General features: G+C 38.4%; 24 protein-coding genes and 1 tRNA gene. 3 read left to right on the top strand and 22 right to left on the bottom strand.

From position 1 onward, the window contains the following. Positions 1-559: 559 nt before the first annotated feature. From eno to CD138_RS03000, 6 genes are all read right to left on the bottom strand, one after another. On the bottom strand, positions 560-1,864 hold the full coding sequence (eno, locus tag CD138_RS03025) for a surface-displayed alpha-enolase (RefSeq protein WP_014614479.1): 1,305 nt from the start codon (positions 1,862-1,864) through the stop codon (positions 560-562). 127 nt (positions 1,865-1,991) lie between these two features. Beyond that, positions 1,992-3,509: a 2,3-bisphosphoglycerate-independent phosphoglycerate mutase gene (gene gpmI / locus CD138_RS03020; RefSeq protein WP_019168479.1), complete on the bottom strand. Its 1,518-nt coding sequence runs from the start codon at positions 3,507-3,509 to the stop codon at positions 1,992-1,994. Between the two features lie 2 nt (positions 3,510-3,511). Then, positions 3,512-4,273 (bottom strand): triose-phosphate isomerase, encoded by a 762-nt coding sequence (tpiA, locus tag CD138_RS03015; protein ID WP_019168480.1) that lies wholly within the window; start codon positions 4,271-4,273, stop codon positions 3,512-3,514. Between the two features lie 44 nt (positions 4,274-4,317). Next, positions 4,318-5,508, bottom strand: a complete 1,191-nt coding sequence (locus tag CD138_RS03010; protein ID WP_019168481.1) for a phosphoglycerate kinase — start codon at positions 5,506-5,508, stop codon at positions 4,318-4,320. 131 nt (positions 5,509-5,639) lie between these two features. Beyond that, entirely contained in the window at positions 5,640-6,647 is a 1,008-nt protein-coding gene (gene gap, locus CD138_RS03005; protein WP_019168482.1) for a type I glyceraldehyde-3-phosphate dehydrogenase, read from the bottom strand. A gap of 75 nt (positions 6,648-6,722) precedes the next feature. Next, the gene (locus CD138_RS03000) at positions 6,723-7,748 is read right to left on the bottom strand and encodes a sugar-binding transcriptional regulator (protein ID WP_026066846.1); all 1,026 of its coding nucleotides are present in this window, start codon (positions 7,746-7,748) and stop codon (positions 6,723-6,725) included. A 302-nt stretch (positions 7,749-8,050) separates the two neighbouring features. Here CD138_RS03000 and CD138_RS02995 point away from each other — a divergent pair, with 302 nt between their 5' ends. Further along, positions 8,051-8,281: a hypothetical protein gene (locus tag CD138_RS02995; RefSeq protein WP_019168483.1), complete on the top strand. Its 231-nt coding sequence runs from the start codon at positions 8,051-8,053 to the stop codon at positions 8,279-8,281. 96 nt (positions 8,282-8,377) lie between these two features. Here CD138_RS02995 and CD138_RS02990 read toward each other — a convergent pair whose 3' ends face one another. Continuing rightward, positions 8,378-9,055, bottom strand: coding sequence for a DUF4887 domain-containing protein (locus CD138_RS02990; RefSeq protein WP_019168484.1), 678 nt, complete (start codon positions 9,053-9,055; stop codon positions 8,378-8,380). 810 nt (positions 9,056-9,865) lie between these two features. On the opposite strand from CD138_RS02990, the gene CD138_RS02980 reads away from it, so the two are divergent. Then, positions 9,866-10,768, top strand: a complete 903-nt coding sequence (locus CD138_RS02980) for a TIGR01777 family oxidoreductase (protein WP_019168485.1) — start codon at positions 9,866-9,868, stop codon at positions 10,766-10,768. A 107-nt stretch (positions 10,769-10,875) separates the two neighbouring features. Here the strand turns inward: CD138_RS02980 and CD138_RS02975 are convergent, their stop codons facing one another. Together CD138_RS02975 and clpP are read right to left on the bottom strand one after the other, a co-directional pair. After that, complete coding sequence (locus CD138_RS02975) at positions 10,876-11,376, bottom strand: GNAT family N-acetyltransferase (RefSeq protein ID WP_019168486.1); 501 nt, start codon at positions 11,374-11,376, stop codon at positions 10,876-10,878. A gap of 95 nt (positions 11,377-11,471) precedes the next feature. After that, positions 11,472-12,059: an ATP-dependent Clp endopeptidase proteolytic subunit ClpP gene (gene clpP, locus CD138_RS02970; protein ID WP_019168487.1), complete on the bottom strand. Its 588-nt coding sequence runs from the start codon at positions 12,057-12,059 to the stop codon at positions 11,472-11,474. Between the two features lie 151 nt (positions 12,060-12,210). Here clpP and CD138_RS02965 point away from each other — a divergent pair. Next, positions 12,211-12,282, top strand: a tRNA-Arg gene (locus CD138_RS02965). Between the two features lie 321 nt (positions 12,283-12,603). Here the strand turns inward: CD138_RS02965 and CD138_RS02960 are convergent. The 13 genes from CD138_RS02960 to uvrA all read right to left on the bottom strand — a co-directional run bounded on the left by CD138_RS02960 (position 12,604) and on the right by uvrA (position 26,204). Next, positions 12,604-13,032: a protein-export chaperone SecB gene (locus CD138_RS02960; protein WP_019168488.1), complete on the bottom strand. Its 429-nt coding sequence runs from the start codon at positions 13,030-13,032 to the stop codon at positions 12,604-12,606. Next, entirely contained in the window at positions 13,032-13,346 is a 315-nt protein-coding gene (locus CD138_RS02955; RefSeq protein ID WP_019168489.1) for a hypothetical protein, read from the bottom strand. Before CD138_RS02955 ends, CD138_RS02960 begins: the two co-directional genes overlap by 1 nt. 13 nt (positions 13,347-13,359) lie before the next feature. Then, the gene (locus tag CD138_RS02950) at positions 13,360-13,863 is read right to left on the bottom strand and encodes a hypothetical protein (protein WP_019168490.1); all 504 of its coding nucleotides are present in this window, start codon (positions 13,861-13,863) and stop codon (positions 13,360-13,362) included. A 168-nt stretch (positions 13,864-14,031) separates the two neighbouring features. Continuing rightward, positions 14,032-14,976 (bottom strand): DNA-binding protein WhiA, encoded by a 945-nt coding sequence (whiA, locus tag CD138_RS02945; protein WP_019168491.1) that lies wholly within the window; start codon positions 14,974-14,976, stop codon positions 14,032-14,034. A gap of 46 nt (positions 14,977-15,022) precedes the next feature. Further along, a complete protein-coding gene (gene mgfK, locus CD138_RS02940; RefSeq protein ID WP_019168492.1) occupies positions 15,023-16,018 on the bottom strand; it encodes a gluconeogenesis morphogenetic factor MgfK in 996 nt (331 codons plus the stop codon). A gap of 1 nt (position 16,019) precedes the next feature. Beyond that, positions 16,020-16,928 (bottom strand): RNase adapter RapZ, encoded by a 909-nt coding sequence (rapZ, locus tag CD138_RS02935; RefSeq protein ID WP_019168493.1) that lies wholly within the window; start codon positions 16,926-16,928, stop codon positions 16,020-16,022. 331 nt (positions 16,929-17,259) lie between these two features. Next, on the bottom strand, positions 17,260-18,192 hold the full coding sequence (gene trxB / locus CD138_RS02930) for a thioredoxin-disulfide reductase (RefSeq protein WP_019168494.1): 933 nt from the start codon (positions 18,190-18,192) through the stop codon (positions 17,260-17,262). Positions 18,193-18,254: 62 nt separating this feature from the next. Then, entirely contained in the window at positions 18,255-19,694 is a 1,440-nt protein-coding gene (locus tag CD138_RS02925) for a tetratricopeptide repeat protein (protein ID WP_019168495.1), read from the bottom strand. A 19-nt stretch (positions 19,695-19,713) separates the two neighbouring features. Then, positions 19,714-20,199 (bottom strand): acyltransferase, encoded by a 486-nt coding sequence (locus tag CD138_RS02920; protein ID WP_019168496.1) that lies wholly within the window; start codon positions 20,197-20,199, stop codon positions 19,714-19,716. 1 nt (position 20,200) lies between these two features. Next, a complete protein-coding gene (gene lgt, locus CD138_RS02915; protein ID WP_019168497.1) occupies positions 20,201-21,037 on the bottom strand; it encodes a prolipoprotein diacylglyceryl transferase in 837 nt (278 codons plus the stop codon). Further along, positions 21,034-21,978: an HPr(Ser) kinase/phosphatase gene (gene hprK / locus CD138_RS02910; RefSeq protein WP_019168498.1), complete on the bottom strand. Its 945-nt coding sequence runs from the start codon at positions 21,976-21,978 to the stop codon at positions 21,034-21,036. Before hprK ends, lgt begins: the two co-directional genes overlap by 4 nt. Before the next feature lie 1,028 nt (positions 21,979-23,006). Further along, positions 23,007-23,357, bottom strand: a complete 351-nt coding sequence (locus tag CD138_RS02905) for an SHOCT-like domain-containing protein (protein ID WP_019168499.1) — start codon at positions 23,355-23,357, stop codon at positions 23,007-23,009. Positions 23,358-23,360: 3 nt separating this feature from the next. Then, a complete protein-coding gene (gene uvrA / locus CD138_RS02900; RefSeq protein ID WP_019168500.1) occupies positions 23,361-26,204 on the bottom strand; it encodes an excinuclease ABC subunit UvrA in 2,844 nt (947 codons plus the stop codon). Positions 26,205-26,208: the final 4 nt, after the last annotated feature.

Genomic DNA, 26,208 nt, shown 5'->3' with positions numbered 1-26,208 from the left:
CATTAAAAAGGATGGACATCATCATTTTTGATGCTATGGAAGCAGTAATTAGTTTAACTAACTTTCCCTATGATTTGTAGTATTGGATTGCCCTTATGGCTTCGCGTTCCCAGGGGCTGGCCCTTCAACTAAATTCGGCTTTATTGAAGTGCACATGAGTTGGAAGCCGAATTGGATTTTCGGGAGCAGTACAGAAATCTCATGTGGAACAAAGATTTCGTCGTACTGCCCCCGCAAGGCTGACTAGACTTCTCAAAAGTAAAACATTGAGAAGTCAGACAGCTACTGCGATAAACAGTAGCCACTATCAAAGTCAAGTGACGTTATCTTGTTTTCAACTTCATCCCTCGGGAGTCTCAGCCTTCTGGGCAATCTTACATCAAATGCAGTCACTGAGAGCAAGTTTATGAAATGGAGACAATCCTATAACATCCAATGATGACGTCCCAGTCACCCGCATTTTAGTTGTTATATCATCATTCATCGATATATGTCCATAAAAAGGAAAAAGGGCCTGGGACATCTTAATGTCCCAGGCCCTCACTATGACCTCATCTACTTATTTGCTTAAGTTGTAGAATGATTTTAAGCCTTCATATTTAGCTGTTTCGTAAAGGTCATCTTCAATACGTAACAATTGGTTGTATTTCGCAATACGGTCTGTACGTGATAATGAACCTGTTTTAATTTGTCCAGCATTTGTCGCAACTGCGATGTCAGCAATTGTTGTATCTTCTGTTTCACCTGAACGGTGTGATACAACTGCAGTGTAACCTGCTTTTTGTGCCATTTCGATTGCTTCAAATGTTTCTGTTAAAGTACCGATTTGGTTCACTTTGATTAAGATTGAGTTACCGATACCTTGTTCGATACCTTTAGATAAGATTTCAGTGTTTGTTACGAATAAGTCGTCACCTACTAATTGAACACGGTCACCGATACGTTCAGTTAATAACTTCCAACCTTCCCAGTCATTTTCGTCCATACCATCTTCAATTGTGATGATTGGGTATTTGTTAACAAGTTGTTCTAAGTAGTCTACTTGCTCTTCAGCAGTCAATTTCGCTGCATTTTCACCTTCGAATTTAGTGTAGTCATATACACCGTTTTCATAGAACTCAGAAGATGCACAGTCAAAACCTAAGAATACGTCTTTACCTGGCTCTAAACCAGCTGCTTTGATCGCTTCGAGAATAGTTTCTACGCCGTCTTCAGTACCTTCGAATTTAGGCGCGAATCCACCTTCATCACCTACTGCAGTGACTAAGCCACGTTTTTTCAAGATTTTAGCTAATGCGTGGAATACTTCAGCACCCCAACGTAAAGCTTCTTTGAATGACTCAGCACCTACTGGTAAAATCATGAACTCTTGGAATGCGATTGGTGCGTCTGAGTGAGAACCACCGTTAACAATGTTCATCATTGGTGTTGGTAATACTGTTGCATTGAATCCACCTAAATATTTGTATAAAGGTTGACCTAAGAAGTCTGCTGCTGCACGTGCAACTGCAATAGAAACGCCTAAAATAGCATTGGCACCTAATTTACCTTTGTTTGCAGTACCATCTAATTGAATCATCATTTTATCGATTGAAACTTGTTCTAATACTGAGAACTCGCCTTCGATTAATTCTGGTGCAATAATTTCATTTACGTTTTCAACCGCTTTTTCTACACCTTTACCTAAGTAACGATCCGCATCGCCGTCACGTAATTCTACTGCCTCGTGTTCACCAGTTGATGCACCTGATGGCACTAATGCGCGACCGAACGCACCACTTTCTGTTAATACTTCCACCTCAACTGTAGGGTTACCGCGTGAGTCTAATACTTCGCGAGCGTATACATCAGTAATAATTGGCATAATGTTAAATCTCCTTTTTCAATCAATTTATAAATATACATTCAATAGAATTTGAACATACTTTATTCCGTTTTTTATTTGACTACTTAATGCTATTATAGCGATTCATCTGTGTTTCTCAAATCATTTAATGTTGAATTAATGATTCACCTGTCATATCTTCAGGTTGTTTAAGGTTTAATAAGTCCAATAATGTTGGTGCCAAATCGCCTAGACGACCCGTTTCACGTAATGTGATACCTTCTTTTGTCACAATGACTGGCACTGGGTTTGTTGTATGTGTTGTCATCGGTTGATCGTCATCAGTTAATACTTCATCTGAGTTACCATGGTCCGCTGTAATAATAGCATAACCGTCCATGTCTAAGATTTTATCAACGACGTCACCTAAACATTCATCCACTGCCTCAATCGCTTTGATTGTTGGCTCTAACATCCCACTATGTCCTACCATGTCAGGGTTGGCAAAGTTAAGGATGACCAAGTCTAACTCGCCTTTGTCCAACTCTGCAAGCAATGCATCACGGACTTCGTAAGCACTCATTTCAGGTTTTAAGTCATACGTTGCTACTTTAGGTGAATTAATCAAAATACGACGTTCACCTTTGAACTCTTCATTTTGTCCACCGTTCATGAAATATGTCACGTGTGGATATTTTTCAGTCTCAGCAATACGTAATTGAACTAAACCGTTGTCTTGTGCCACTTCACCAATTGTGTTTTTTAAGTCTACTTTTTCAAATACAACTGCTGCGTCTACTTGATCATTATATTTTGTGAATGTCGCATAGAACAAGTCATTCACGCGTTCAACTGCAAAACCATCAAAAGCTTTACTTGTAAAGATTTCAGACAATTGGCCTGCACGGTCTGGTCTGAAATTGTAGAAAATCACTGCATCGCCGTCGTTCACACCATTGTTTTGATTTTCAACTACAAATGGTTCAACAAATTCGTCTGTCAAATTGTTGTCGTAATTGGCTTGAACACCTTCACGTGCTGATGCATATGTCACATCACTGAATCCGCGAATCGCATCGTATGCTTTTTGTTCACGATCCCAACGTTTATCACGGTCCATCGCATAGTAACGGCCCGATACTGATGCAAATTGACCCACACCTAATGCTTTAAATTTCGCTTCTGTTTCGTCGATATATTTTAAAGCTGATTTTTGATCCACGTCACGACCATCTAAAAATGCATGCACATATACTTTCGTTAAGTTTTTACGATTCGCTAATTCTAATAACGCAAATAAATGTTTGTAATGACTGTGTACGCCACCATCAGAAAGCAAACCAAAAACGTGTAATGCACTATTGTTGTTTAATGCATGGTCCATCGCTTTGTTTAAGACGTCATTTTCGTAAAAATCGCCATCTTCAATAGACTTATTGATACGCGTTAAGCTTTGGTATACGATACGTCCAGCACCAATGTTCATATGGCCTACTTCCGAGTTACCCATTTGGCCTTCTGGAAGTCCCACATCTAAACCACTTGCTTCAATTTGAGTCGTAGGATACTTCTCATAGTAGCGATCAAAATTGGGTTTATACGCTTGTTTTACAGCATTCCCGTGTACTTCTTCGCGATTCGCAAAACCATCAAGAATGATAAGCGCTGTAGGTTTTTTTGCCATAATTATTTTGCACCTTCTAACAATTGTGTAAAGTCTTCCACTTTAAGTGATGCGCCACCAACTAATGCGCCATCAATGTCCGTTTCAGCCATGTATTCTTTAATGTTATTTGGTTTCACACTACCACCGTATTGGATACGTGTTGCTTGTGCCACTTCATCACTTGTCAATTGAGCGATTTTTTGACGTACCGCTGCACACATTTCGTTGGCATCTTTCGCTGTTGAAGATTTGCCTGTACCAATTGCCCAAATCGGTTCGTATGCGATGACAACTTGTTTAATTTGTTCATCTGATAAACCTTTAAGTGCTTTTTCTACTTGTGCTTCAACGATTTCATTTGCTTTGCCACTTTCACGTTCTTCATCTGATTCACCCACACAAATGATTGGTGTCATGTTGTGGTTGAATACAGCGTGTGCTTTTTTATTGATATCTTCATCTGTTTCGTGGAATAAATCACGACGTTCAGAGTGACCAATAACAACGTAGCTTACGCCTAAAGCTTCTAAAGCAACTGGAGATGTTTCTCCTGTGAAGGCACCACTGTCTTCAAAATAAGTGTTTTGCGCACCGATTTTAAGGCCTGGTGCAACATTTTCTTTTGTTAATGAAATTAATGCATCAAGTTGAATTGTAGGCGCACAGATTACTGCCTCTACTTCATTTGTATCTGGTAATGCTGGTAACGCTTGTACAAAATCTTTCGCTTCTTGTACAGTTTTGTTCATTTTCCAGTTACCTGCGATGATTGGTTTTCTCACTATAAACACTCCCTCTATTGTTCAATTCGATCTATTTTATAGCATTATTGATTTGCAATGGCTTTAATGCCTGGTAATTCTTTACCTTCTAAGTATTCTAATGACGCACCGCCACCTGTAGAAATGTGCGTGAAGTCATCTTCAAAGCCGAGTTGCATTGCTGCTGCTGCAGAATCGCCACCACCGATAATAGTTGTCGCATCTTGCAATTCAGCAATTGCCTCACAAACACCAATTGTACCTTGTGCAAAATTACTGAATTCAAATACACCCATTGGACCGTTCCATACCACTGTGTGCGCACCTTTTAATTGTTCTTTGAAGAGTGCGACTGTTTCTGGACCGATATCCATCGCTTCTTGATCTTCAGGAATGTCGTCGATTGATACTGTTGTAATTTGTGCTTCGTTTGAGAATTCTTTTGCCACTTTCGCATCAACTGGTAAGACGATTTGGTCACTCGCGCGTTCTAACAAGTCTTTCGCAAAGTCAATTTTATCTGCTTCAAGTAATGACAGTCCAATCTCTTTGCCTTGTGCTTTTAAGAACGTGTAAGCCATACCGCCACCGATGAGTACTTTGTCAGCAATATTTAATAAGTTTTCGATGACACCGATCTTATCAGAAACCTTTGCACCACCAAGAATGGCAACAACAGGTTTATTAGGATTTTCAACAACACCGCCGATAAATTTAATTTCTTTTTCCATTAAAAATCCAGCAACTGTTTCTAAATGTGTTGAAATACCAACGTTTGATGCGTGTTCACGGTGTGCTGTACCGAATGCATCATTAACGAAAATATCGCCCAGTGATGCCCAGTAGCGACCTAATTCGCTGTCGTTTTTAGATTCTTTTTTACCATCTACATCTTCAAAGCGCGTATTTTCAAACATGAGTACGTCGCCTGAATTTAATGCTTTGATAGCAGATTCTAATTTTTCGCCACGTGTTTCAGGAATAAATTGGACATCTTGACCTAATTTTTCTGATAAACGTTTGGCTACAGGTGCTAATGAAAGCTTTTCTTTGTCACTTTCTTCTTTCACTTTGCCTAAATGTGAGAATACAACGACTTTCCCACCTTGCTCGATGATGTATTTTAAAGTTGGCAATGCTTGAACGATACGATTGTCATTTGTGATCTCTCCGTCTTTCATAGGAACATTGAAATCCGCACGTACTAATACAACCTTATCCTTTAATTCAACATTTGTGACATCCTTTTTTGCCATAAAGCATCCTCCTCATGATCACTCTCAATTTTAAAATAAGCGGAGAAGCGTTTGTGCTCCCCCGCCTACTATCAGCTACAAAATAGTTAGAAGCACATATTGAAGTACTTACAAAGCTATTTTAATTTATATTATTTAGATTGACTTGCTAAATATTCTAAAGTACGAACTAATTGAGCAGTGTATGACATTTCATTGTCGTACCAAGATGCAACTTTAACTAATTGACGGTCGCCAACAGTCATCACACGTGTTTGAGTTGCGTCGAATAAAGCACCGAAAGTCATACCGATAACGTCAGAAGAAACGATTTCGTCTTCAGTGTAACCGAATGATTCGTTAGTTGCTTCTTTCATCACTTTATTAACTTCTTCAACAGAAACTTCTTTTTCTAATACAACTGTTAATTCAGTTAATGAACCAGTTGCTACAGGAACACGTTGTGCACCACCGTCTAATTTACCATCGATTTCAGGAATAACTAAACCGATTGCTTTAGCAGCACCAGTTGAGTTAGGAATGATGTTTTCAGCAGCTGCACGCGCACGACGTTTGTCACCTTTTCTGTGAGGTGCGTCTAATGTGTTTTGGTCACCAGTGTATGCGTGAATTGTTGTCATTAAACCTTCAACGATACCGAAGTTGTCTTGTAAAGTTTTAGCAACAGGTGCTAATGAGTTAGTTGTACAAGAAGCACCAGATACAACTGTTTCGCTACCATCTAAAAGTTCGTGGTTAACGTTGTATACGATTGTTTTAAGGTCACCTTTAGCTGGTGCAGAAATTAATACTTTTTTAGCACCCGCTTCGATGTGTGCTTCAGCTTTATCTTTGTCAGTGAAGAAACCAGTACATTCTAATACTACGTCGATGTCTAAGTCGCCCCATGGTAAGTTTTTAGGTTCTGGTTCAGAGAATGATTTTACTTCTTTACCATTTACACGGAAACCGCCGTCAATTACTTCTACTTCTTCAGTAAAACGACCTTGAGTTGAATCATATTTTAATAAGTGTGCAAGCATATCGTCGTCTGTTAAATCGTTTACTGCTACAACTTCGATATTTTCCACATCTTGAATTCTTCTAAATGCTAAACGACCAATTCTACCAAATCCGTTAATTGCTACTTTTACTGCCATGTTAATGGCCTCCTTTAAATGATATTTAAAAAGTGGATCAATTCAGTACTTAAACCATTCACTCACTTTTTATTTTCAACAAACTTTTTCCCTTGAGATTACTTTCGCCGCAGCTTCATCTGTGATCAACACCGTATTAGGTGTCGCCATCTTAAGATAAGCTTGAACCGCTAGCCCTTTAGATTTTCCACCAGCTACAGCAAAAATATGTGCTTTTGATTGCGCTTCTTCTAGTTGAATGCCAATCGTTTTAACCCTGTGAATAATTTGGCCTTGTTGATCAAAATAATAACCAAACGCTTCACCCACAGCAGAATGATGTTGAAGTTTTTCTATGACTTCTGGTGGCGATTGTCTTCTCTTCGCCATTTTCAGCGCATCACCTATGCCATGTATTGTAAATTGAGATTCACGAATTTTATCAAGCGTCTGAATCACTGAAGGTTCTTTCATTAAATTTTGATAAGTCAATTCACTCACTTGTTCAGGCACATATAACGTTGTGTAACTGCCGCCTGTCCTTTGAGCCATACGAGAACAAATTGTGTTCGCTTGAAAGATGACATTTTGACCGAGACCACCACGTGCCGGCACAAAGAGTACTTGGAACGGTAAAGGTGACATTGCGTCACTTACTGATGCCATAGTAGAGCCACCTGTGACTGACACAATCGCATGGTCATACAGTTGCTTTTCAAGAAGCTGTCCAGCAATACGTCCTAATTCTACTTTAACGTTTGAATCTTTATCACTATCACCAGGAATCACATGAACTTCATCTAATCCATATGTTGATTTGATGGATTGCGCAAGGCGATGGTAGTCCGTGTACTGATCGAAATATTCACTCAGTTGCGAAACGACGTCTAAACCTTGAGAAGTCAATGTCATACCCGTCGATTTAACAGATATCAATTCTTGTTGTTTCAATAAATCTGTCTCTGAACGCAACACACGCTCAGTTAAGTTTAGCAACTCACTTAAAGTCCGTCGCCCAACTGGTTGATATTTTTGAATCGTTGTTAGAATAGAAAAACGTCGACGCATTTTGTCTATCAAGTCAGGCACAATTTTTTGTTGAACATGAATCATACGTTCCATGATAAAGGCCTCCTTAATAGTGACAAGATGGCCATATTCAAGCCATGCCGTGACATTTTTAGTCCCTAATACAATAAAAAGTTATCATGTTTACAAACTCATCATACTATTAGTGCACAACAAATGCAAGTCAAAAAGCATCCCGATTTTCAAAAGCGCTGGACAATTAACGACCACCAATACACAATTTAATGACTACTTTGAGGTTACTATTCACATTTTCCACTAAAAATAAACATCGTTACGCTAATCATTGCAATCACAGTCAAGATAATTTACATTGAATGAAAGAGGTGAAAACCATGTCTAAACAATCTGACCAACCTGAAGTGATTGATCCATCTGACCCACGTTATCGACATCCTGATGATATCCATCGTCGCCAAGACGAAACGTTTCAAAATGAGAATGCACCATTTCAACGTACATATGTGCGCACAATAGGCTGTACACCAGTAGGATGTTTGCCTGGATGTCTTTTCTCATTGATCATATCGATTCTCTTAACTTTACTTCTTAACCTCATTTTCTAAATCTGCATTGGACCATTAAAAAAGGGCTACTGAGATAATCTATATGTCTCAACTGCCCTTTTTTGCATTATTTATTTTGTTGATTACCCTAACAACTTACGATGCGTTGCTGTCACTCTCTTTTGATGGCGATTCTGAGCTTTGCGTAGGTGCGACACTTCTTTCAGTCGTTGAGCGTTCGTTAGTCTGTGATTGACTTGTTTGTGCTTCTTGAGTTGAACGTTGCTCAGTTGAAGGTTGGGGTTGTGTTGTTTTCGGTTCTTCAGTTGATGCCTCTTCTGTTGTACGTTCTTCTTTTGTTTTTGGTTCCTCTTTCGTCGCTTCACTATCGCTGTCGTCTTTCTCTTCTTCCGTTTTCGACTTTGATTTTCGAGCTTCTGCTGCTTTTTCTCTCTGTTGTTGCTGTTGACGTTGCATTTGGAGTTGTGCTTGACGTTCGGCTTCTATTTCAGCTTGTCGTGCCGCTTCTATAGACCGCTGTTGTTCGGCTTGTGCCGCTTCTATACTTTGTTCTTTTTCTCGTTCTTCACGTGCTTTTCGCTCTTTTTCTTTCTTTATTTCTGCTTCACGCTTTTCTTTTTGCTCTTCAATTGACTTTTCTTGTAAACGTTCATTCCCTCTATGCGATTGATCGACAAACGAAAAAATGGCAAAGACTAATCCCCCAAGTAACAGTAAAATGACGATGGTACTTAAAAAGCCCACTAGCCGTCTCTTTTTTTTATTAGGTTTCATATCATGGGTGCCTTGCTCATTTTGTTTTGGTGATGACATTGGATTCCCTCTCTTTATAAATTAATAACAATGTATTTGATTCAATCATATTTCATTGTAAATTCAAAACATAACGCACATGCTTTATTGCAATTACTAAAATGTGCTAGCTATTAGTATACTGTAATTTCAATGAAAGTAAATGACACTATCATATCATCTTAACATCGATTCGTCTCTCTTTCAGTCATTGCGTTCAACAACATCCTTTTAAAGATGATATAGTGCTTTTCAACTTCACACGCTCTTCTCTTATTTTACCCATTTATAAATCTTAAAATCATTATCAGGGACAGCTTTTTATTTTGCTTTCTTTTTAAAGGTTGACCCACTATAAGTTTAATTTAAAAAAATAAAGGAATGTATGTACTACGGCAAATGTAAAGGAGACTTGAAATGAAAAGAATTGTAAACATGCTCATTCGTTTGGTTGTTTATCGTGTGATTGGTAAATTCATTAATCAAAAAATGAATGACCGTCAACGTAAAAATAAATAATTTTATTTCGCGAGGCATTTTCAGGAACAATTTTGATGTAGAATACGGAGACAATAATGACTTCCTAAAATCAATAAAGAGATCTGAATGCTGCATCATCCAGATCTCTACTAAAGGGAGTCAAAAATACCTTCGTCGTATATATTTAAGGGGTATACTGAATTTAATTAAGAGATGTATTAATTATCGAAGGTATCTCTATTATAACGTACTTTGTGAAAAAATAAACAGATACAAGACGTTGTAAGTGAAGAATTGATGACCATTTATTGACAATACTATGAACACATATTTGTTAAAGGGGTGCGTACCATGAAACATTATTTAATCACAGGTGGAACTGGCATGGTCGGAAGTGCATTAGTTGAACAGCTCACACGCTCTAATGAAAACATCATCCATATCCTGACAAGAAGCGATAAAACATCACAACAGGAAAATGTGCATTATATTAATTGGAATAATGACGGTTGGGAAGCAGAAGTTCCACACATTGATATTGTCATTAATTTGGCAGGCGCGACGTTAAATCAACGTTGGACACCGAAACATCAACAGCTGATGATGACAAGCCGCATTCAAGCGACACGGGCATTATTTGATTTTTTTGAACAACGCGAACAAAAACCTGATGTACTGTTTAATGCAAGTGCTATGGGGTATTATCCACCATCAGAAAACACTGTATACACTGAAACGTATCAGACCACACCGCACGATTTATTGTCAGAAATCGTGTATCAATGGGAAAGACAAGCTACACGATTCCAACAACTTGGTACGCGGGTCATTTGCGGGCGCTTTGGACTGATCCTATCTCGTAATGGCGGCGCACTTCCAATGATGTCACTGCCCTATCGTTTCTTTGTAGGTGGACGCATCGGCAACGGACGTCAATGGTATTCTTGGATTCACGTGTCAGACTTAGTCCATGCAATTCAATTTCTCATCCAATCTCCTGAAGCTTCAGGACCATTTAACTTATCAGCACCGGCGCCCGAAACCCAACAGCAATTCGGAAAAGTTTTGGGTAACGTTATGCACCGACCGCATTACACTTGGGTCCCTGCATGGTTTCTACGATTTGTACTCGGTAAAATGTCAACACTCGTACTCGATACACAATACATGTTGCCACAAAAAATAGTAGACTTAGGCTTTCAATTTGAATATCCGACACTTTCATCAGCTTTAAAAGATTTATATTCAAAGTAAAAACCACTATGGATGACTCGAGCAGTTGTTGATGCTACAACTTTTATACTCGGAGTCATCTTTTTAGTGGTCTACAGTCACTTTTAAAAGCGTGACTTTCAATTTTCTTATGACTTTAACTGTTTTTGATAAAACGCCAAATTTAACCAGCGTTCAAATTTATAACCGACTTTTTCTAACGTTCCCATATGTTTAAAGTCCATTTTTTCATGCAGTTTTATACTTCCTTCATTACTCGCATCAATTCCAGCTACAATCGTTTGATAGCCACTCACCTTAGCATCTTCAATCACTATACTTAATAACTGAGAAGCAACACCCTGTCTCCTTGCGCTAGGACTGACATAGATGGAATGTTCAATGGTATATTGATAAGCGGGCCAACTTCTAAAAGGACCATAAGTCGCAAAGCCTAACACTTCCCCTTCACTTTCATACACAAAAACCGGATAGCCCTCACGTTGCTTTTGTGCCAGCCATTGACGCCGCTCTTCTATATGCGTGGGTTCGTATGTATAAACTGCTGTCGTATGCAATATGGCATGATTATAAATTTCCATAATTGCCTCTAAATCATCAAACGTTGCTAATCTGATATGTGAATTCATCGTGATTCCCCCTAAATACATCTTTTCAATCTCTCCCAATATACGAAAAAAGGGATGAAACGATTGTCTCACCCCTCATTTTCCACACAACTTTATTATGCTTTTTCTGGTTCCATCACTTCATCGATTAAACCATATTCTTTTGCTTGTTCCGCAGTTAAGAAGTTGTCACGGTCTGTATCTTGTTCGATTTTTTCAATTGGTTGACCTGTACGTTCTGATAAAATTTTGTTTAATCTTTCACGTGTTCTTAAAATGTGTTTCGCTGCGATTTCAATTTCAGTCGCTTGACCTTGCGCACCGCCAAGTGGTTGGTGAATCATCACTTCTGCGTTTGGTAATGCGAAACGTTTCCCTTTAGCACCAGCAGCTAATAAGAATGATCCCATTGATGCTGCCATACCGATACAGATTGTTTGTACATCTGGTTTAATGTGTTGAATCGTATCATAAATTGCAAAACCAGCTGTTACACTACCACCAGGTGAATTGATATATAAATAAATATCTTTCTCCGCGTCTTGTGCTTGTAAGAATAACAATTGTGATACGATTGAGTTTGCCACGTTATCATCAATCGCTGAACCTAACATAATGATACGGTCTTTCAATAAACGTGAATAAATATCGTATGCGCGTTCACCGCGGTTTGTCGTTTCAATAACTGTAGGAATTAAATTCATTGGGTGATTCCTCCTAAATTGTTTAATTTATGTTTATTCTAACGCAAAAGTCAAAAATGGTCAAAAACAACGCACTCACAATCGAATTTGCGTTAGGAGTTGACCCTTGCATGCCCGAACGGTACAATGGTGAATAGACTTACGCAATTAACCCCTCGTAGTGTAATGGATAACACATAAGATTCCGGTTCTTACGATAGAGGTTCGATTCCTCTCGAGGGGGTTCATACCACTCCATAACACACTTTTTAAAATTAAGAATCCTATAACGGCGGGGTTCTTTTTATTTTGCTTATCAATAACATACCATATCAAACTAATTTTTAGGGACTCTTAAGGGATTCTAACATTTTATTCCTAATTAAATTGTCACTTAAACTTTCAATTTGATTATAACTTTTACGAGCTAATACTCCTTAAGATCAACATTCACACGATCGCATCAATATAGATACAGTCGTGTGAATTTAGGCTACAAAGGTTTTCTCAAAGCATTGTAAATTTTGCGTACTCTATGATAGCAATAAAATAATTGTGAATATAATTAATTTTCTTTAATACTAATATTTCCTTTACTAGAAAGTTCATGAGCAATATTTCTTACTGGCATATTATAGCTAGGAAACCTATTCGACTTGCCAGTGAGTTCACTTACAATAGACCTCAAATAAGGAAATAATATTGCAATTGCATTTGTTTCCAAAAAGTCCTTAAAACTATTGCCGTCTGACTCTTCTAAATTGAATTCAAAATATCCAACTATACTCGCTTCAAAAGAAAAAGGAACCTCATTTGTTTCAACAAGTTCAGCTTTTAGTGTGACAATTGCCACATTCTTTTCGTTATCTATATCAATATCAGCAAATATTTCCTCATTAATAAAAATTTCCTTATTATTTTCAGCATCGAAATGAGGATTTGTTTTGTAATACATAGCATCTACTACATAATTAATAAAACTAATTCCCGCCATTATGCTGCCTCCGTTATAATGGTTGCTTTATGAGATTTTATCTGTGTTAAATAGTAACGCGCTTTATTGTTATAAGGCGTTTTAACAAGATCACTGTTTTTGGTAATATAGAAATCTTTATCAAAAAAATTGTTGGATTGATTTGAGCGTTGAGCAGTCATTTTATTTAAACCAAATTCAGCTATGGCATCCCATTTTTGCAATTGTCCACTTTCATTTCTAAAATATAAGCCGCTTTTTCCCGTTGCATCTAAAGGATTAACTTCAACACCTATTTCTTTAGCAATTCTTTTAATTTTATTGATATCAAACATGGAAGATTCCTCCTTACTCAACAATTCTTAATTCATTATACACTATACAATTTGTATCAAATACACAAATTTGTTTCACTGTTCTTACATAGCCCATGTCCATAAACATATCTTTAAATTTTTTATTAGTCGAAATAAGTGTTGCGGTGATAACTTGAGCTTCAACATATAACATGTACATATTCATGATTTGACATCTTCGTTTTGCTTTATCTTTATCGAAAACAAAGCGTCCTTCTTTATCCATAACGCTAATGAATTCCCCTAATTTATCTTCCTCTGATGGTCTATCTAAATTTATTAATTTGTCTTCATCTACTAATATGAGCGTTTCAATAATGGTTGGATTGACTTTACCTTTACACCACCATTGAGCTTTTTCAAGTAATTCATAGAAATAAACACCATGACCTAACCATTCATTGCTTTTAGTTGATTTTTTGAACGAGGATTCCTTGATTATTGAATTGGCTGATTCTTGAGTCGTACCATGATATCCTACAATCTTAATTTTCAAACTGTATCCTCATCTTTCTGAAGATATAAAGTAGATTTATAATAATCTTTTTATATCCCCTGGTCAATAAAATTCCATTCGTTTAACAAATCATCAATTTCCGCATTAAAATAAGCATCTTTAAACCTTTTTAGAGGTCTAAGATGCTTATTTTAAATAGGGCTACTTTTAAACTTCAAATCGTTCCCCACTTCTAATTTTATCAGCCATTTCGTTCAATTTTCTCAAACGATGGTTAATACCTGATTTGGAAATTGTACCTGTACTGACCATTTCACCGAGTTCTTTTAACGAGACATCTTGATGCTCAATACGCAATCTCGCTACTTCTCTTAAGCGATCTGGCAAGTTATCAATGCCAATTTCTTGATCAATCAATTGAATGCTTTCCACTTGTTTCATCGCTGCACTCACTGTCTTATTCAAGTTCGCTGTCTCACAATTGACGAGACGATTCACCGAGTTACGCATATCTCTCACAATTCTCACATCTTCAAACTTTAATAGCGCTTGATACCCACCAATTAAACTTAAAAATTCGGCAATACGTTCAGCTTCTTTGAGATATGTAATCCATCCCTTTTTGCGTTCCAAACTTTTCGCATTTAACTCATACGTATTCATCAATTGCGTCAAGCCTGCTGAATGCCCTTCGTAAAGCGAGAAAATTTCTAAATGGTACGACGACGTTTCCGGATTGTTCACGGAGCCACCCGCTAAAAACGCACCACGTAAATAGCTTCGTCTCATTTCGTCATCTTTCACCATTTCTGGATCAATTTCATGACTGAACATCCCATTTTTCAAAATACCGAGTTCATCTAAAATTTCTTTCGCCTTCATTTTGATTCGACAAATATAGATATTATTTTTCTTCAACTTCATTTTTTTGCGCACTAATATTTCAACTTCGACTTTAAATACAAACTTAATAAGCGAATAAATACGTCGTGCCGTCGTTGCGTTTTCCGTTTGGATATTAATCACAAATTGTTGATTAGACAAGCTCAAGGCGCCGTTCATCCGAATCAGCGCACTCAGTTCTGCTTTAGCGTTCTCATGGTCAACTTCAATTCGTGTCAGTTCATTTTTCATTTCAGATGCAAAGCTCATATTGAATCTTTCCCTTTCTATTTGCTATGGTTCAAAATGGCTACGGTTAGGATTTGAATTGATCTGGGTCAAACTGAATTGTGCTAATTTCTTGTAAGGCAATTTCATAAATCATTTCTGCCAATACTTCTGTACGATGTCGCACATAATCATGCTCTGAAACTTCTACAAGATGCTGTCCTGTCACGAGTTGCACACCAAGTTGATTCAATTCATCCTTATCATAATACACAGGCTTTGCGCCCTTCGATTCATACTTTTCAATAATCTGAGGTGAAAATTCGAGTTGATTCGCAATCACAAAATCTATCACAGGATCACCCAATTGTTGGTGAATGGCATCGATATGATCCATGACTGTGTAGTGATCTGTTTCGCCCGGTTGTGTCATAATGTTAGAAACATATAATTTTTTTGCGTGACTTTCTACGATCGCATCGGCAATACCTTTCACACATAAGTTTGAAATGACACTCGTGTATAAAGAGCCCGGCCCTAACACAATTAGATCCGCTTCACGCAATGCATCAATCGCCTCGTCCATCGGCTGTACATCAGCAGGTTCTAAAAACACGCGCTTAATCTTCTTTTGCTTTCTTGGAATATTAGACTCCCCTGTGACAATTTCGCCATCTTCCATCTCTGCATTTAAGGAAACACTTGAAATCGTCGAGGGAATGACACGACCTTTAATATTTAAAATTTTGCTTAATTCTTTCACAGCATGACCGAAATCATGTGTAATATTCGTTAAAGCCGCAATCAAAAGGTTTCCTAGTGAGTGCCCGCTAATTTGATCTTTTTCAAATCGATATTGAAACAGTTGCTCAAGCGTTGGTTCTACATCACTCAAAGCAGCCAATACGTTACGTACGTCTCCTGGTGCCGGAATATCCATCTCATCTCTTATTTTCCCTGTGCTGCCACCGTCATCTGCTACTGTCACAATTGCTGTAATATCTATCGGAAAAGTTTTTAATCCTCTTGCCAAAACGGATAAACCAGTACCTCCACCAATCAGTACTAATTTAAGTTGTTTCATTTTACTCGCCACTTTCTATATGCGCATCACGATGATGTACATATATATTATAATCATAAATTTGCTTTAATTCCTCAGCTAAACGTTGTGCTAGTGCAACTGAGCGGTGTTGACCACCAGTACATCCAATTGCGATTACGAGTTGGGATTTACCTTCTTTTTTATAACCCGGAATCATAAATAACAACAAGTCCAATAATTTTTCATAAAATGTATTTGTTTCTTTCCACTTCATGACATACTTATAAACCTCTTCATCCATGCCAGTAAGCGGACGCAATTCAGCTACATAGTATGGATTCGGTAAAAAGCGTACATCAAAAACTAAGTCGGCATCAATTTGAATCCCATGTTTAAACCCAAAACTAGAGACATTAATTGTAAATGTTGCTTTATTTTCTTTATTGAAATATTCATACACACGTTTTCTCAAAGCTTTAGGTGATAAGGTTGTGGTATCTAAAGTGTAATTAGCTAGGCTTCTTACTTCAGATAATAATTTACGCTCCTCATTGATGGCTTTAACGAGTGGTAACTCCGTATGTTCTTGTAAAGGATGCTTACGTCGTGTTTCTTTGTAGCGTGAAATGAGTTTTTCCGTATCCGCATCAACGAATAGCACATCAACAATCACATCTTTACGGCTTTGAACCGCATCAATTTCACGTACTAAATATTGGAAAAACTCGCGTCCTCTCAAGTCAATGCCTATCGCAACTTTTTGCATCGATGGGTTACCTTGTTCCATCAATTCTACAAATTTCGGAAGCAAAATCGGCGGTAAATTGTCGACACAAAAATAGCCTAAGTCTTCTAAACTTTGAATGACTAACGATTTCCCCGCACCAGAGAGACCTGTGACAACAAGGAGTTCACTTTTTACGATTTCATTATTTTCTTCATGTTGCATTATTAACCACCATCCAATCATATTCTCTATTAGTTTACATGAAATCAGTCTAAAGTTATAGAGGAATGGCGTTGGGACAAAAATTTTTTGATGCTATTGCTACAGTATTTTGTTAAGCATACAGTCCCTATGATTTGTAGCTTTTAATTGTCATCATGGCTTCACGTTTACAAAGGACTGGCCTTTCAACACACTCGCGTTTCATTAAACTGTTTGCCTTATTGGGGCGACAGCCGATTTTGTGACCAGTACAGTTACGCTTTTAAATGCTATAAAAAAGGAACTGGAAATGTGTTCCAGCTCCTGTTGATTGAATGACTTATATTAAAAATTAGTCGTGTAAACTTTCGATATATTCTTGTGCACTTTGCGCCGCGATACTACCGTCACTTGTTGCTGTAACGATTTGACGTAAACCTTTTTCACGAACGTCTCCTGCTACAAAGATACCTTTAATGGCAGTACTCATATCATCGTTTGCCACAATGTATCCTGCTTCATTCGTAATACCTAAGTTTTCAAATGGTTGTGTCAGAGGCTTCATACCTACATAGACGAACAACCCGTCTGCTTCAACAGTTTGTTCCGTACCATCCACCGTCGAAACAAGTGTTAATGAACCGACTTTACCGTCTTTTTCATTGACAGATTTAAGTGTATGGTTCCAAATAAAATCAATTTTATCGTTTTTAAAGGCGCGATCTTGCAAGATTTTTTGTGCTCTTAATTGATCGCGACGGTGTACGATTGTCACTTTGCTAGCGAATTTAGTTAAGAATGTCCCTTCTTCTACTGCTGAATCGCCACCACCGATAACATAGATATTTTTATTTTTAAAGAAAGCACCATCACATACAGCACAATAGCTGACACCGCGACCTCCGAGCTGTTCTTCTCCAGGTACGCCAACTTTTTTGTATTCTGCACCTGTCGCAATAATGACAGCTGTCGCTTCAACTGTGCTAGAACCTAAATCAATGACTTTATAATCGCCTTTATCTTCGATGCCTTTAATATCGCCATATTTGTACTCAGCGCCGAATTTTTTAGCGTGATCAAACATCTTATTTGAAAGGTCAGGTCCTGAAATCATTTCGAAACCTGGGAAGTTTTCGACTTCTTCAGTGTTCGCCATTTGTCCACCAGGCATACCGCGTTCAATCATTACTGTATTTAAATTCGCACGTGAGGCATAAACAGCAGCTGTCATGCCTGCTGGTCCTGCACCAATAATCGCAACATCATATCTTACTTGTTCTGACATGATCTGTTCCTCCTTTAATTTCATCATACGCATTTTACAACATTTAATTCATGGACTCAAATTTAAATGCTCAACAGGTGCTGTAGTGCTTGTTCAAATGCATCCGTTGTGACATCAAAAAGTTCGCCTATTTTTGATCGCGTCATGTCTTGATCCTCTTTTTGATTGAAAAAAAGATATGCCACTGCAGCAACATAGGCTTCCACTTGTTCATGGTCAACGCGTTCGGCTAAAAGACTTTCTGCATAACTCATCCAACTTAAGAAAAGAGACCCATAAGGCTTTGTCTCTGGTAGACGATAAAGTACCTCCATGCCACGATGAATAAAATGCAGTTTCGTGAGTTGAAGATTTTGAATAAGATAAGAGAGATACAATTTTTCATAATCTCCCATTGATTCTAAAATGGTCCAAACTTCTTTCGTCATCAAAATTTCTTTACCGTTAAGTTGATTTAACAAAAAGAGTCCGTACAAACGTTCATGTTGGTCGTCACTCAACAATAAGGGCTCTACATGTTGATTAAAATATTGCGCACTTTCCTCAATGACCCATGGTGGAAAACCACGATTTGCCTTTGAAAATTGTGTTAACACTTGCCAAAAGTGACGGCTTTGTTCGATATTTCCTAGGTAATAATAATTGAATGAGAGCGCATGAAACAGCTGAAACGTCTGAAACTTTCCTTTGCGATGAAGTGGGACTAACAACTGTTGAGAGGCTGGATACTGCTTTAAATAGCTGAGCACAATTCCAAGCTTAAAAGACTCCTCGTCATTCATCGGGCGAATTTTATTTAATATTTTCACATAATTTTGGAATCGAGCTTGTTGATTCATATTATAGAGTAACAACGTGTAATGACATAGCGCATGCACATCGGAAGGATCCTCTTTCAACAAACGTTCAAACATCTCTTGAGCGATTTTGTTTTCATTCAAATAAAGATAACACATCGCAAGTAGATTACGGATGATTCGATTGTCTTGGATTGCTTCATCCTGTCTCAATAAATATTCACGCGCTTCTAACAAACGCCCTTGACCGAATAAATATTGAAAAACGATTTGCGAGACAAACAGTTGGCTTTCTTCTTCAAGTGGATGTTCTCCATTAAAAGCCACTTCAAACATGTCTTCTAACTCTTCTCGGTATGCTTCGTCATCTGCTAAAAAGGCATAACTTAAACCGAACAGATACGCTTTGTTTGGCTCATTCAAATCAATATTCAGCTGACTTAATTCATAATAAGATGCTTCCAATTCATTCCCTTTACTAATTTCTTCATAATAGATAGCTTCAGCACGTTTCGGTGCATTTAACTTGATAAAACATGTCGCAAGTTGTTGTTTCGCCTCAAAACAATCTGGTGACAACGCTAACACTTTTTCTAAATAGCGTTGTGCTTTCACATAATCTTGTTGTTGCATTTTTTGGTTGGCCAGACGTTCATAAAGAGCCACATCATCGCTGAATTGTATAATATTTCGCTTTTGTGTCATCCATTGTCACCTCTCTTTTCTATCGTTTTGAGTGTAGCTGTATCGGATTGCCATATGCGAGTGTATGATCAGGAATATCCTTAGAAACAACACTCCCTGCACCCACTTGAACATGGCTACCAATTTTCACACCTGGCAATACGGTCACATTGGCACCAATCATCGTATGGTCTCCAATTTCAACTTCACCGACCCTTAGCGATTCAGTTAAAAATTCATGTGTTAATAAAATCGTATTATAACCGATGATCACGTTACGACCAATTTTTATTTTTTCTGGGTATAATATATCAGGCATCGCTTTAAAAGCAAATGCTGTCTTTTCACCTACTGTCATTTTCAATAAATGTCGGTACATCCATCGTTTCGCTCCGACATGTGGGACATATCTCGTTATCTCAATGATTAACGTATTTTTAAAGAGTTTTACAAAACGGATATAACGATACAAATCATGCAATGCATTGTATCGGCCTGTTGGATAAACTTTGAGTCGTCGCTTCAATTTAACGTTTTCCTTTCTTGTCAAACGGCCAATTGAGCACGCCCACTTCACGATAATATGGCACATCTTTTTTAAGTCGACGCCATACAATGAAGAAGACTCCAATAATGATACATACGATTGAGACTGCTTGTGCGATGCGAATCGTCTCCGTTAACATTAAACTATCTGTACGTAATCCTTCTATGTAAAAACGACCGATTGAATACCAAATGATATAGATGAAAAATGTTTCGCCAATTTTCAAGTGACGACGGATAGAGATTAAAATAACAAAACCAATCACATCCCAAATCGATTCATATAAAAATGTGGGTTGGTAATAGATGCCGTTAATACGCATATTGTCGATAATAAACTCCGGTAAGTGGAGTGATTCCAAAAACGAACGACTGACTGGACCGCCGTGCGCTTCGTGGTTCATAAAATTACCCCAACGCCCAATACCTTGCGCTAAAATAATACTTGGCGCCACAATATCACCTAATTGAAAGGGATGCCAGTTTTTGCGATAACAGTAGTAAATCCCCATTGCAAACGCACCGATAAGGCCTCCGTGTATCGCAATACCGCCATGCCAAATCATCGGAATTTCTATCGGATTTTGAATATAGTAATCCAGTTGGAAAAGCACAAAGTATAAACGCGCACTAAGTATCGCAACAAATACGCAAATTAATAAAATATTGACCAAATCATCTTCACGAAATCCGATTGACTGTGCACTTTTTTGTGCTATCCAATACCCAATCAATATCGCGCTAGCTATGATAATACCGTACCATTTCACTTCTAAGCCGCCCAAGGAAAAAGCGACTGGATCAATGTATCCTATCATGACTCTGTATCTCCTTTATTTTGTTGACCGTTTTTTAAGATTTCAGCATTCAAACGTTCATTAAACTCTTCTGCTGTGTTAATTCCCATAATATTCAAGCGATAGTTCATGGCCGCGACTTCAATGATGACAGCCACATTTCGCCCTGGACGTACAGGAATCGTTTTTTTCGTAATTTCGGTATCTAAAATTTTAAGCGTTTCTTGATTTAAACCGACACGATCATACAGCTTATCTTGATGCCAAGTTTCCAAGTTAATGTTTAAGCCTATACGTTTTTGCGTTAAAATCGAACCCGCACCAAATAGTGTCATCACATTAATGATACCTAAACCTCTAATTTCTAATAAATGTTCAATGATTTTAGGTGCCTTACCAATCAGCTGATCTTTCGTGATCTCTTTAATCTCTACATTATCATCTGCAACAAGACGATGCCCACGTTTCACAAGCTCCAAAGCTGTTTCGCTTTTACCAATCCCGGAATCACCTGTAATCAACACACCGACACCATATACATCGACAAGGACGCCGTGTAACGAAGTCGAATTAGCCAGTTCATGCTCAAGATACGTCGTTAAACGTCCCATGACACGTGTCGTTGCTTCTTCAACATAGATTAACGGTGTGTCAAGCTCCCGTGCTGCATCCAACAACTCATCTGGCGCATCATGCCCACGTGTAATAATAATTGCTGGTGTTTCAGGACGACAGAGTTTACGCATACGCCCTTGACGTTCAGCATCTGGCAATAAATTATAGAAAGATAGCTCCGTTGTACCCAAAAGTTGAATACGATTAGAAGCATAGTGTGAAAAATATCCTGCCATCTCCAAACCAGGTCTTGAAATATCTGTATTATGTATCGGACGATTTAACCCCGCCTCACCAGCGACCACATTCATATTAAATCGCTTAACTAAATCTTGCGTCGTTAGCATTTAATCACCTCAGTTTTACTGTTTATTTTAATCATACTTTAATTATTCATCGTTTTTGAATTCACATTACTTGTTTCATTATACATGAATCCCAACAATTGAAACACATTTCAACACGTCTCATAATTTTCAATGTTCCACATCATCAACCTTATTGTGTAATGGCTAAATCAAGACTACAATTGCTTGTTCACATCAGATGGTGCATGCATGATTGCAATACACATCAAATCATTTTAGGATTAAAAGTATACCACTTAAAAGCCGCAAGAGATACTCAACTTTAGTATGAAACACAAATAAAATATCATACAAGGTTCTCTTTAAATGCCCTTCTTAAAAACTAAGTCGAAACATGGTTAACAGTGGGTTACATAGAATTAAGCTCACATTTTTCATGTACGAATAGCACGTAAGCTAAGGTAGTCATTTTTGTTTTCATGAATCGTTCGAGACGCCTGAGCGATCAGACGCAGTCGAAAGCCCGCCAACGCTTCAACCATGTTCAGCTCAATCTTGCATTGGCTAGTTGAGACAAGTCGTCAACTTTTATACCTTCTCATTCAATTAGGAAAGCATGCGCGAAAGACAGCGTATAGTGAATGGTACGCTCATTTTTCTGCATGACTCATATTACAGGTGAAGCCACTCCACCTTGATTGACAAAGCCGTGCAAGACTCCTGAGGGATAGAGTTAAAAACAAAATGTCGTCTTTTAACTCTGATAGTGGCTACTGTTTATCGCAGTAGCTGTCTGACTTCTCAATGCTCATGCTTTTGAGAAGTCTAGTCAGCATTGCGGGGGCAGTACGACGAAATCTTTGTTACTCATAAGATTTCTGTACTGCTCCCAAAATCCAATTCAGCTTCCTTCAATTACAATATAGCTGAATTTAGTTGAAGGTTCAGCCCCTTGGAACGCGCAGCACGGTTAGGCAATCTATGTATTACGACAACCCACTCTATGTTAGTCACATGTCCTAAAAACAAAAGGAAGTGTACCATTCACAGCACACTTCCTCTACACATTAATCTTTCTTCATTTTTGCTCTTACTTCATTCAACGTCTCTTCCACTTTTTTCAAAGCCGCTTGACGTTCACTTTCACTCATCTCTTTCACTTTATCACGATTCACATTAATAAACTTTTGACCTTGTTTCAAAAGACTCGCTACACTATCCAATGCGCTATTCACGAAACCTTCTACCGTTTCTTCAAAATCGCGTGCCGTCTTTTCAGAACGTTCACTTTTATCTTCTTTTGCTGCATGGCCTACTTTTTCTTCATTTGTCATCGCGTCCAATAATGTCGTTGCTTCGTCTACAGAAATCTTGCCATCTTTCAGTAATTCAAGTACTTTGACTTTAGCTTCTTCCATGAGTTAGCCCTCCATTCGTTCCTTATCGCGCGCTAATACTGTTTTAAGATAACGACCCGTATAAGATTCTGGGATAGCGGCAATTGCTTCAGGTGTTCCCGTCGCAAGAATCGTACCGCCACCGTCACCACCTTCAGGACCTAAATCAATTAAGTTATCTGCCGTTTTGATGACATCTAAATTATGTTCAATGATGACAACTGTATCACCATTTTCAACGAGTCGGTTAAGCACCTTCAATAAGCGACTAATATCATCCACATGTAATCCTGTTGTTGGTTCGTCGAGGATATAAATTGAGCGCCCTGTTGCACGTTTGTGTAATTCTGAGGCGAGTTTGACACGTTGCGCTTCCCCACCTGACAGCGTTGTTGCAGGTTGACCCAGTGTTACATAGCCTAATCCCACATCAACTAAAGTTTGTAGTTTGCGCTTGATTTTAGGAATATTTTCAAAAAATTGAGTTGCATCTTCAACAGTCATTGCTAATACGTCAGCAATATTTTTCCCTTTATACGTCACTTCTAACGTCTCACGATTGTAACGTTTGCCATGGCACACTTCACAAGGCACATAGACATCAGGTAGAAAGTGCATCTCTATTTTTATAATACCATCACCTTTACACGCTTCACAACGACCACCTTTAACGTTAAAGCTAAAGCGTCCTTTTTGATAACCACGCACCTTAGCTTCATTCGTTGAGGCAAAGACATCTCGAATATCATCAAATACGCCTGTATAGGTTGCCGGGTTAGAACGCGGTGTACGGCCAATCGGTGACTGATCAATATCAATAATTTTGTCGATTTGATCCATGCCTGTTATTTCGTCGTGCTCCCCAGGTTTTACTTTCGACTTATTAATCGCCTTAGCAAGTGATTTGTATAGGACTTCGTTTACGAGTGAGCTCTTTCCAGATCCGGACACCCCTGTCACCACATTCATTACAGAAAGTGGAAAATCCACATCAACATTTTTAAGGTTATTACTTCGTGCACCTTTAACTGAAATTTTACGATCAGTCACTGGACGTCGATGTTCAGGGACTGGGATGAATTTTTTACCACTCAAATATTGCCCTGTCAGTGACTTTTTATTACGCATCACTTGTTTTGGCGTACCACTCGCTACGACTTCACCACCATGCTCACCAGCACCCGGACCAATATCGACCAGATAATCTGCCGCAACCATCGTGTCTTCATCATGCTCTACAACGATTAATGTGTTCCCCAAATCACGCATTTCTTGTAATGTGTGAATCAAACGGTCGTTATCGCGTTGATGTAAGCCAATAGAAGGCTCATCTAGGACATACAAGACGCCTGATAAACGTGAACCAATTTGTGTCGCCAGTCGAATACGTTGCGCCTCACCACCTGACAATGTGCCAGATGCCCGGTTAAGTGTTAAATAATCAAGCCCAACATTATTTAAAAATGCTAATCGTGACGTAATTTCTTTTAAGATTAAACGGGCAATTTGTGCATCCTGGTCAGATAGTTCGATATTTTCGTAATATGTCAATGCTTCACTAATAGATTGTTCGACCACTTCACCGACGTTTTTGCCTGCCACATAAACTGACAATGCTTCACGACTTAAACGTTGGCCATGACACGTTTCACACACCTGTTCTCCCATATATTTTTGCATCATTTCACGTACATATTCTGAAGGCGACTCATGGTAACGACGCTCAATATTGGGAACAACCCCTTCAAACGGCATTGTACGTTTACGCTCTTGACCGAATTTCGACTTAAATGTAAATTCAATTTCTTTATCACCTGAACCAAATAAAATGATATTTCTTTGACGTTCAGTCAACTTTTTAAATGGCTTGTCCATATTGATTTTGTACACTTCACAAACACGTTTTAACATTGATGGATAGAAGTCTGAACTTGTCGGCTCCCACGGTAATATCGCACCTTCATTCAGTGTTTTGTCCTTATCTGGAACGACTAAATCTAAGTCTACAGTTAACTTTTGACCTAAACCATCACACGTTGGGCATGCACCAAACGGACTGTTAAAACTGAACATTCTCGGCTCTAGTTCACCAATTGAAAAGCCACAAATGGGACACGCGTGCTTTTCTGAAAACTCTAGTTTATCTCCATCAATAATATCCACCACGAGTCGACCATCTGCCAATTCAAGTACAGTCTCGATAGAATCTGCTAAACGTGTTTCAATACCCGGTTTCACAACTAAACGGTCCACGACAATTTCAATCGTATGATTCTTGTTTTTATCGAGTTCTGGTACTTGTGTCACATCCATAATCTCGCCATCCACACGTACACGGACATAACCTTTTTTACTGATGTCCGTCAATAATTTTTCATGCGTGCCTTTTCGATGGTTTACAACAGGTGCTAACAGTTGAATTTTCGTACGTTCTTCTAATTCCATAATACGGTCGACCATTTGCTGTACCGTTTGGGATTCGATCTCGATATCGTGATTTGGACAATATGGTTTGCCGATTCGCGCATAAAGGAGACGAATGTAATCATAAATCTCTGTTACAGTGGCCACCGTTGAACGCGGATTTTTACTCGTTGTCTTTTGATCAATCGATATCGCTGGAGACAAACCTTCAATAGTATCGACGTCAGGTTTATCCATTTGCCCTAAAAACTGACGTGCATATGCGCTTAAAGATTCCACATATCGCCGTTGTCCTTCAGCATAAATCGTATCAAATGCTAACGAAGACTTACCCGAACCCGACAGTCCCGTCATCACAATCAACTGATTTTTTGGCAATTCGATATCTACATTTTTTAAATTGTGGGCACGTGCCCCTTTCACTACGATTGACGGTTCTTTCATCCAA

It is taken from the genome of Staphylococcus intermedius NCTC 11048, from assembly GCF_002902385.1.
GTDB classification, from domain to species: domain Bacteria; phylum Bacillota; class Bacilli; order Staphylococcales; family Staphylococcaceae; genus Staphylococcus; species Staphylococcus intermedius.
Note: the sequence above shows the minus strand (reverse complement) of the source record. Positions and strands in the feature narration are given on the sequence as shown.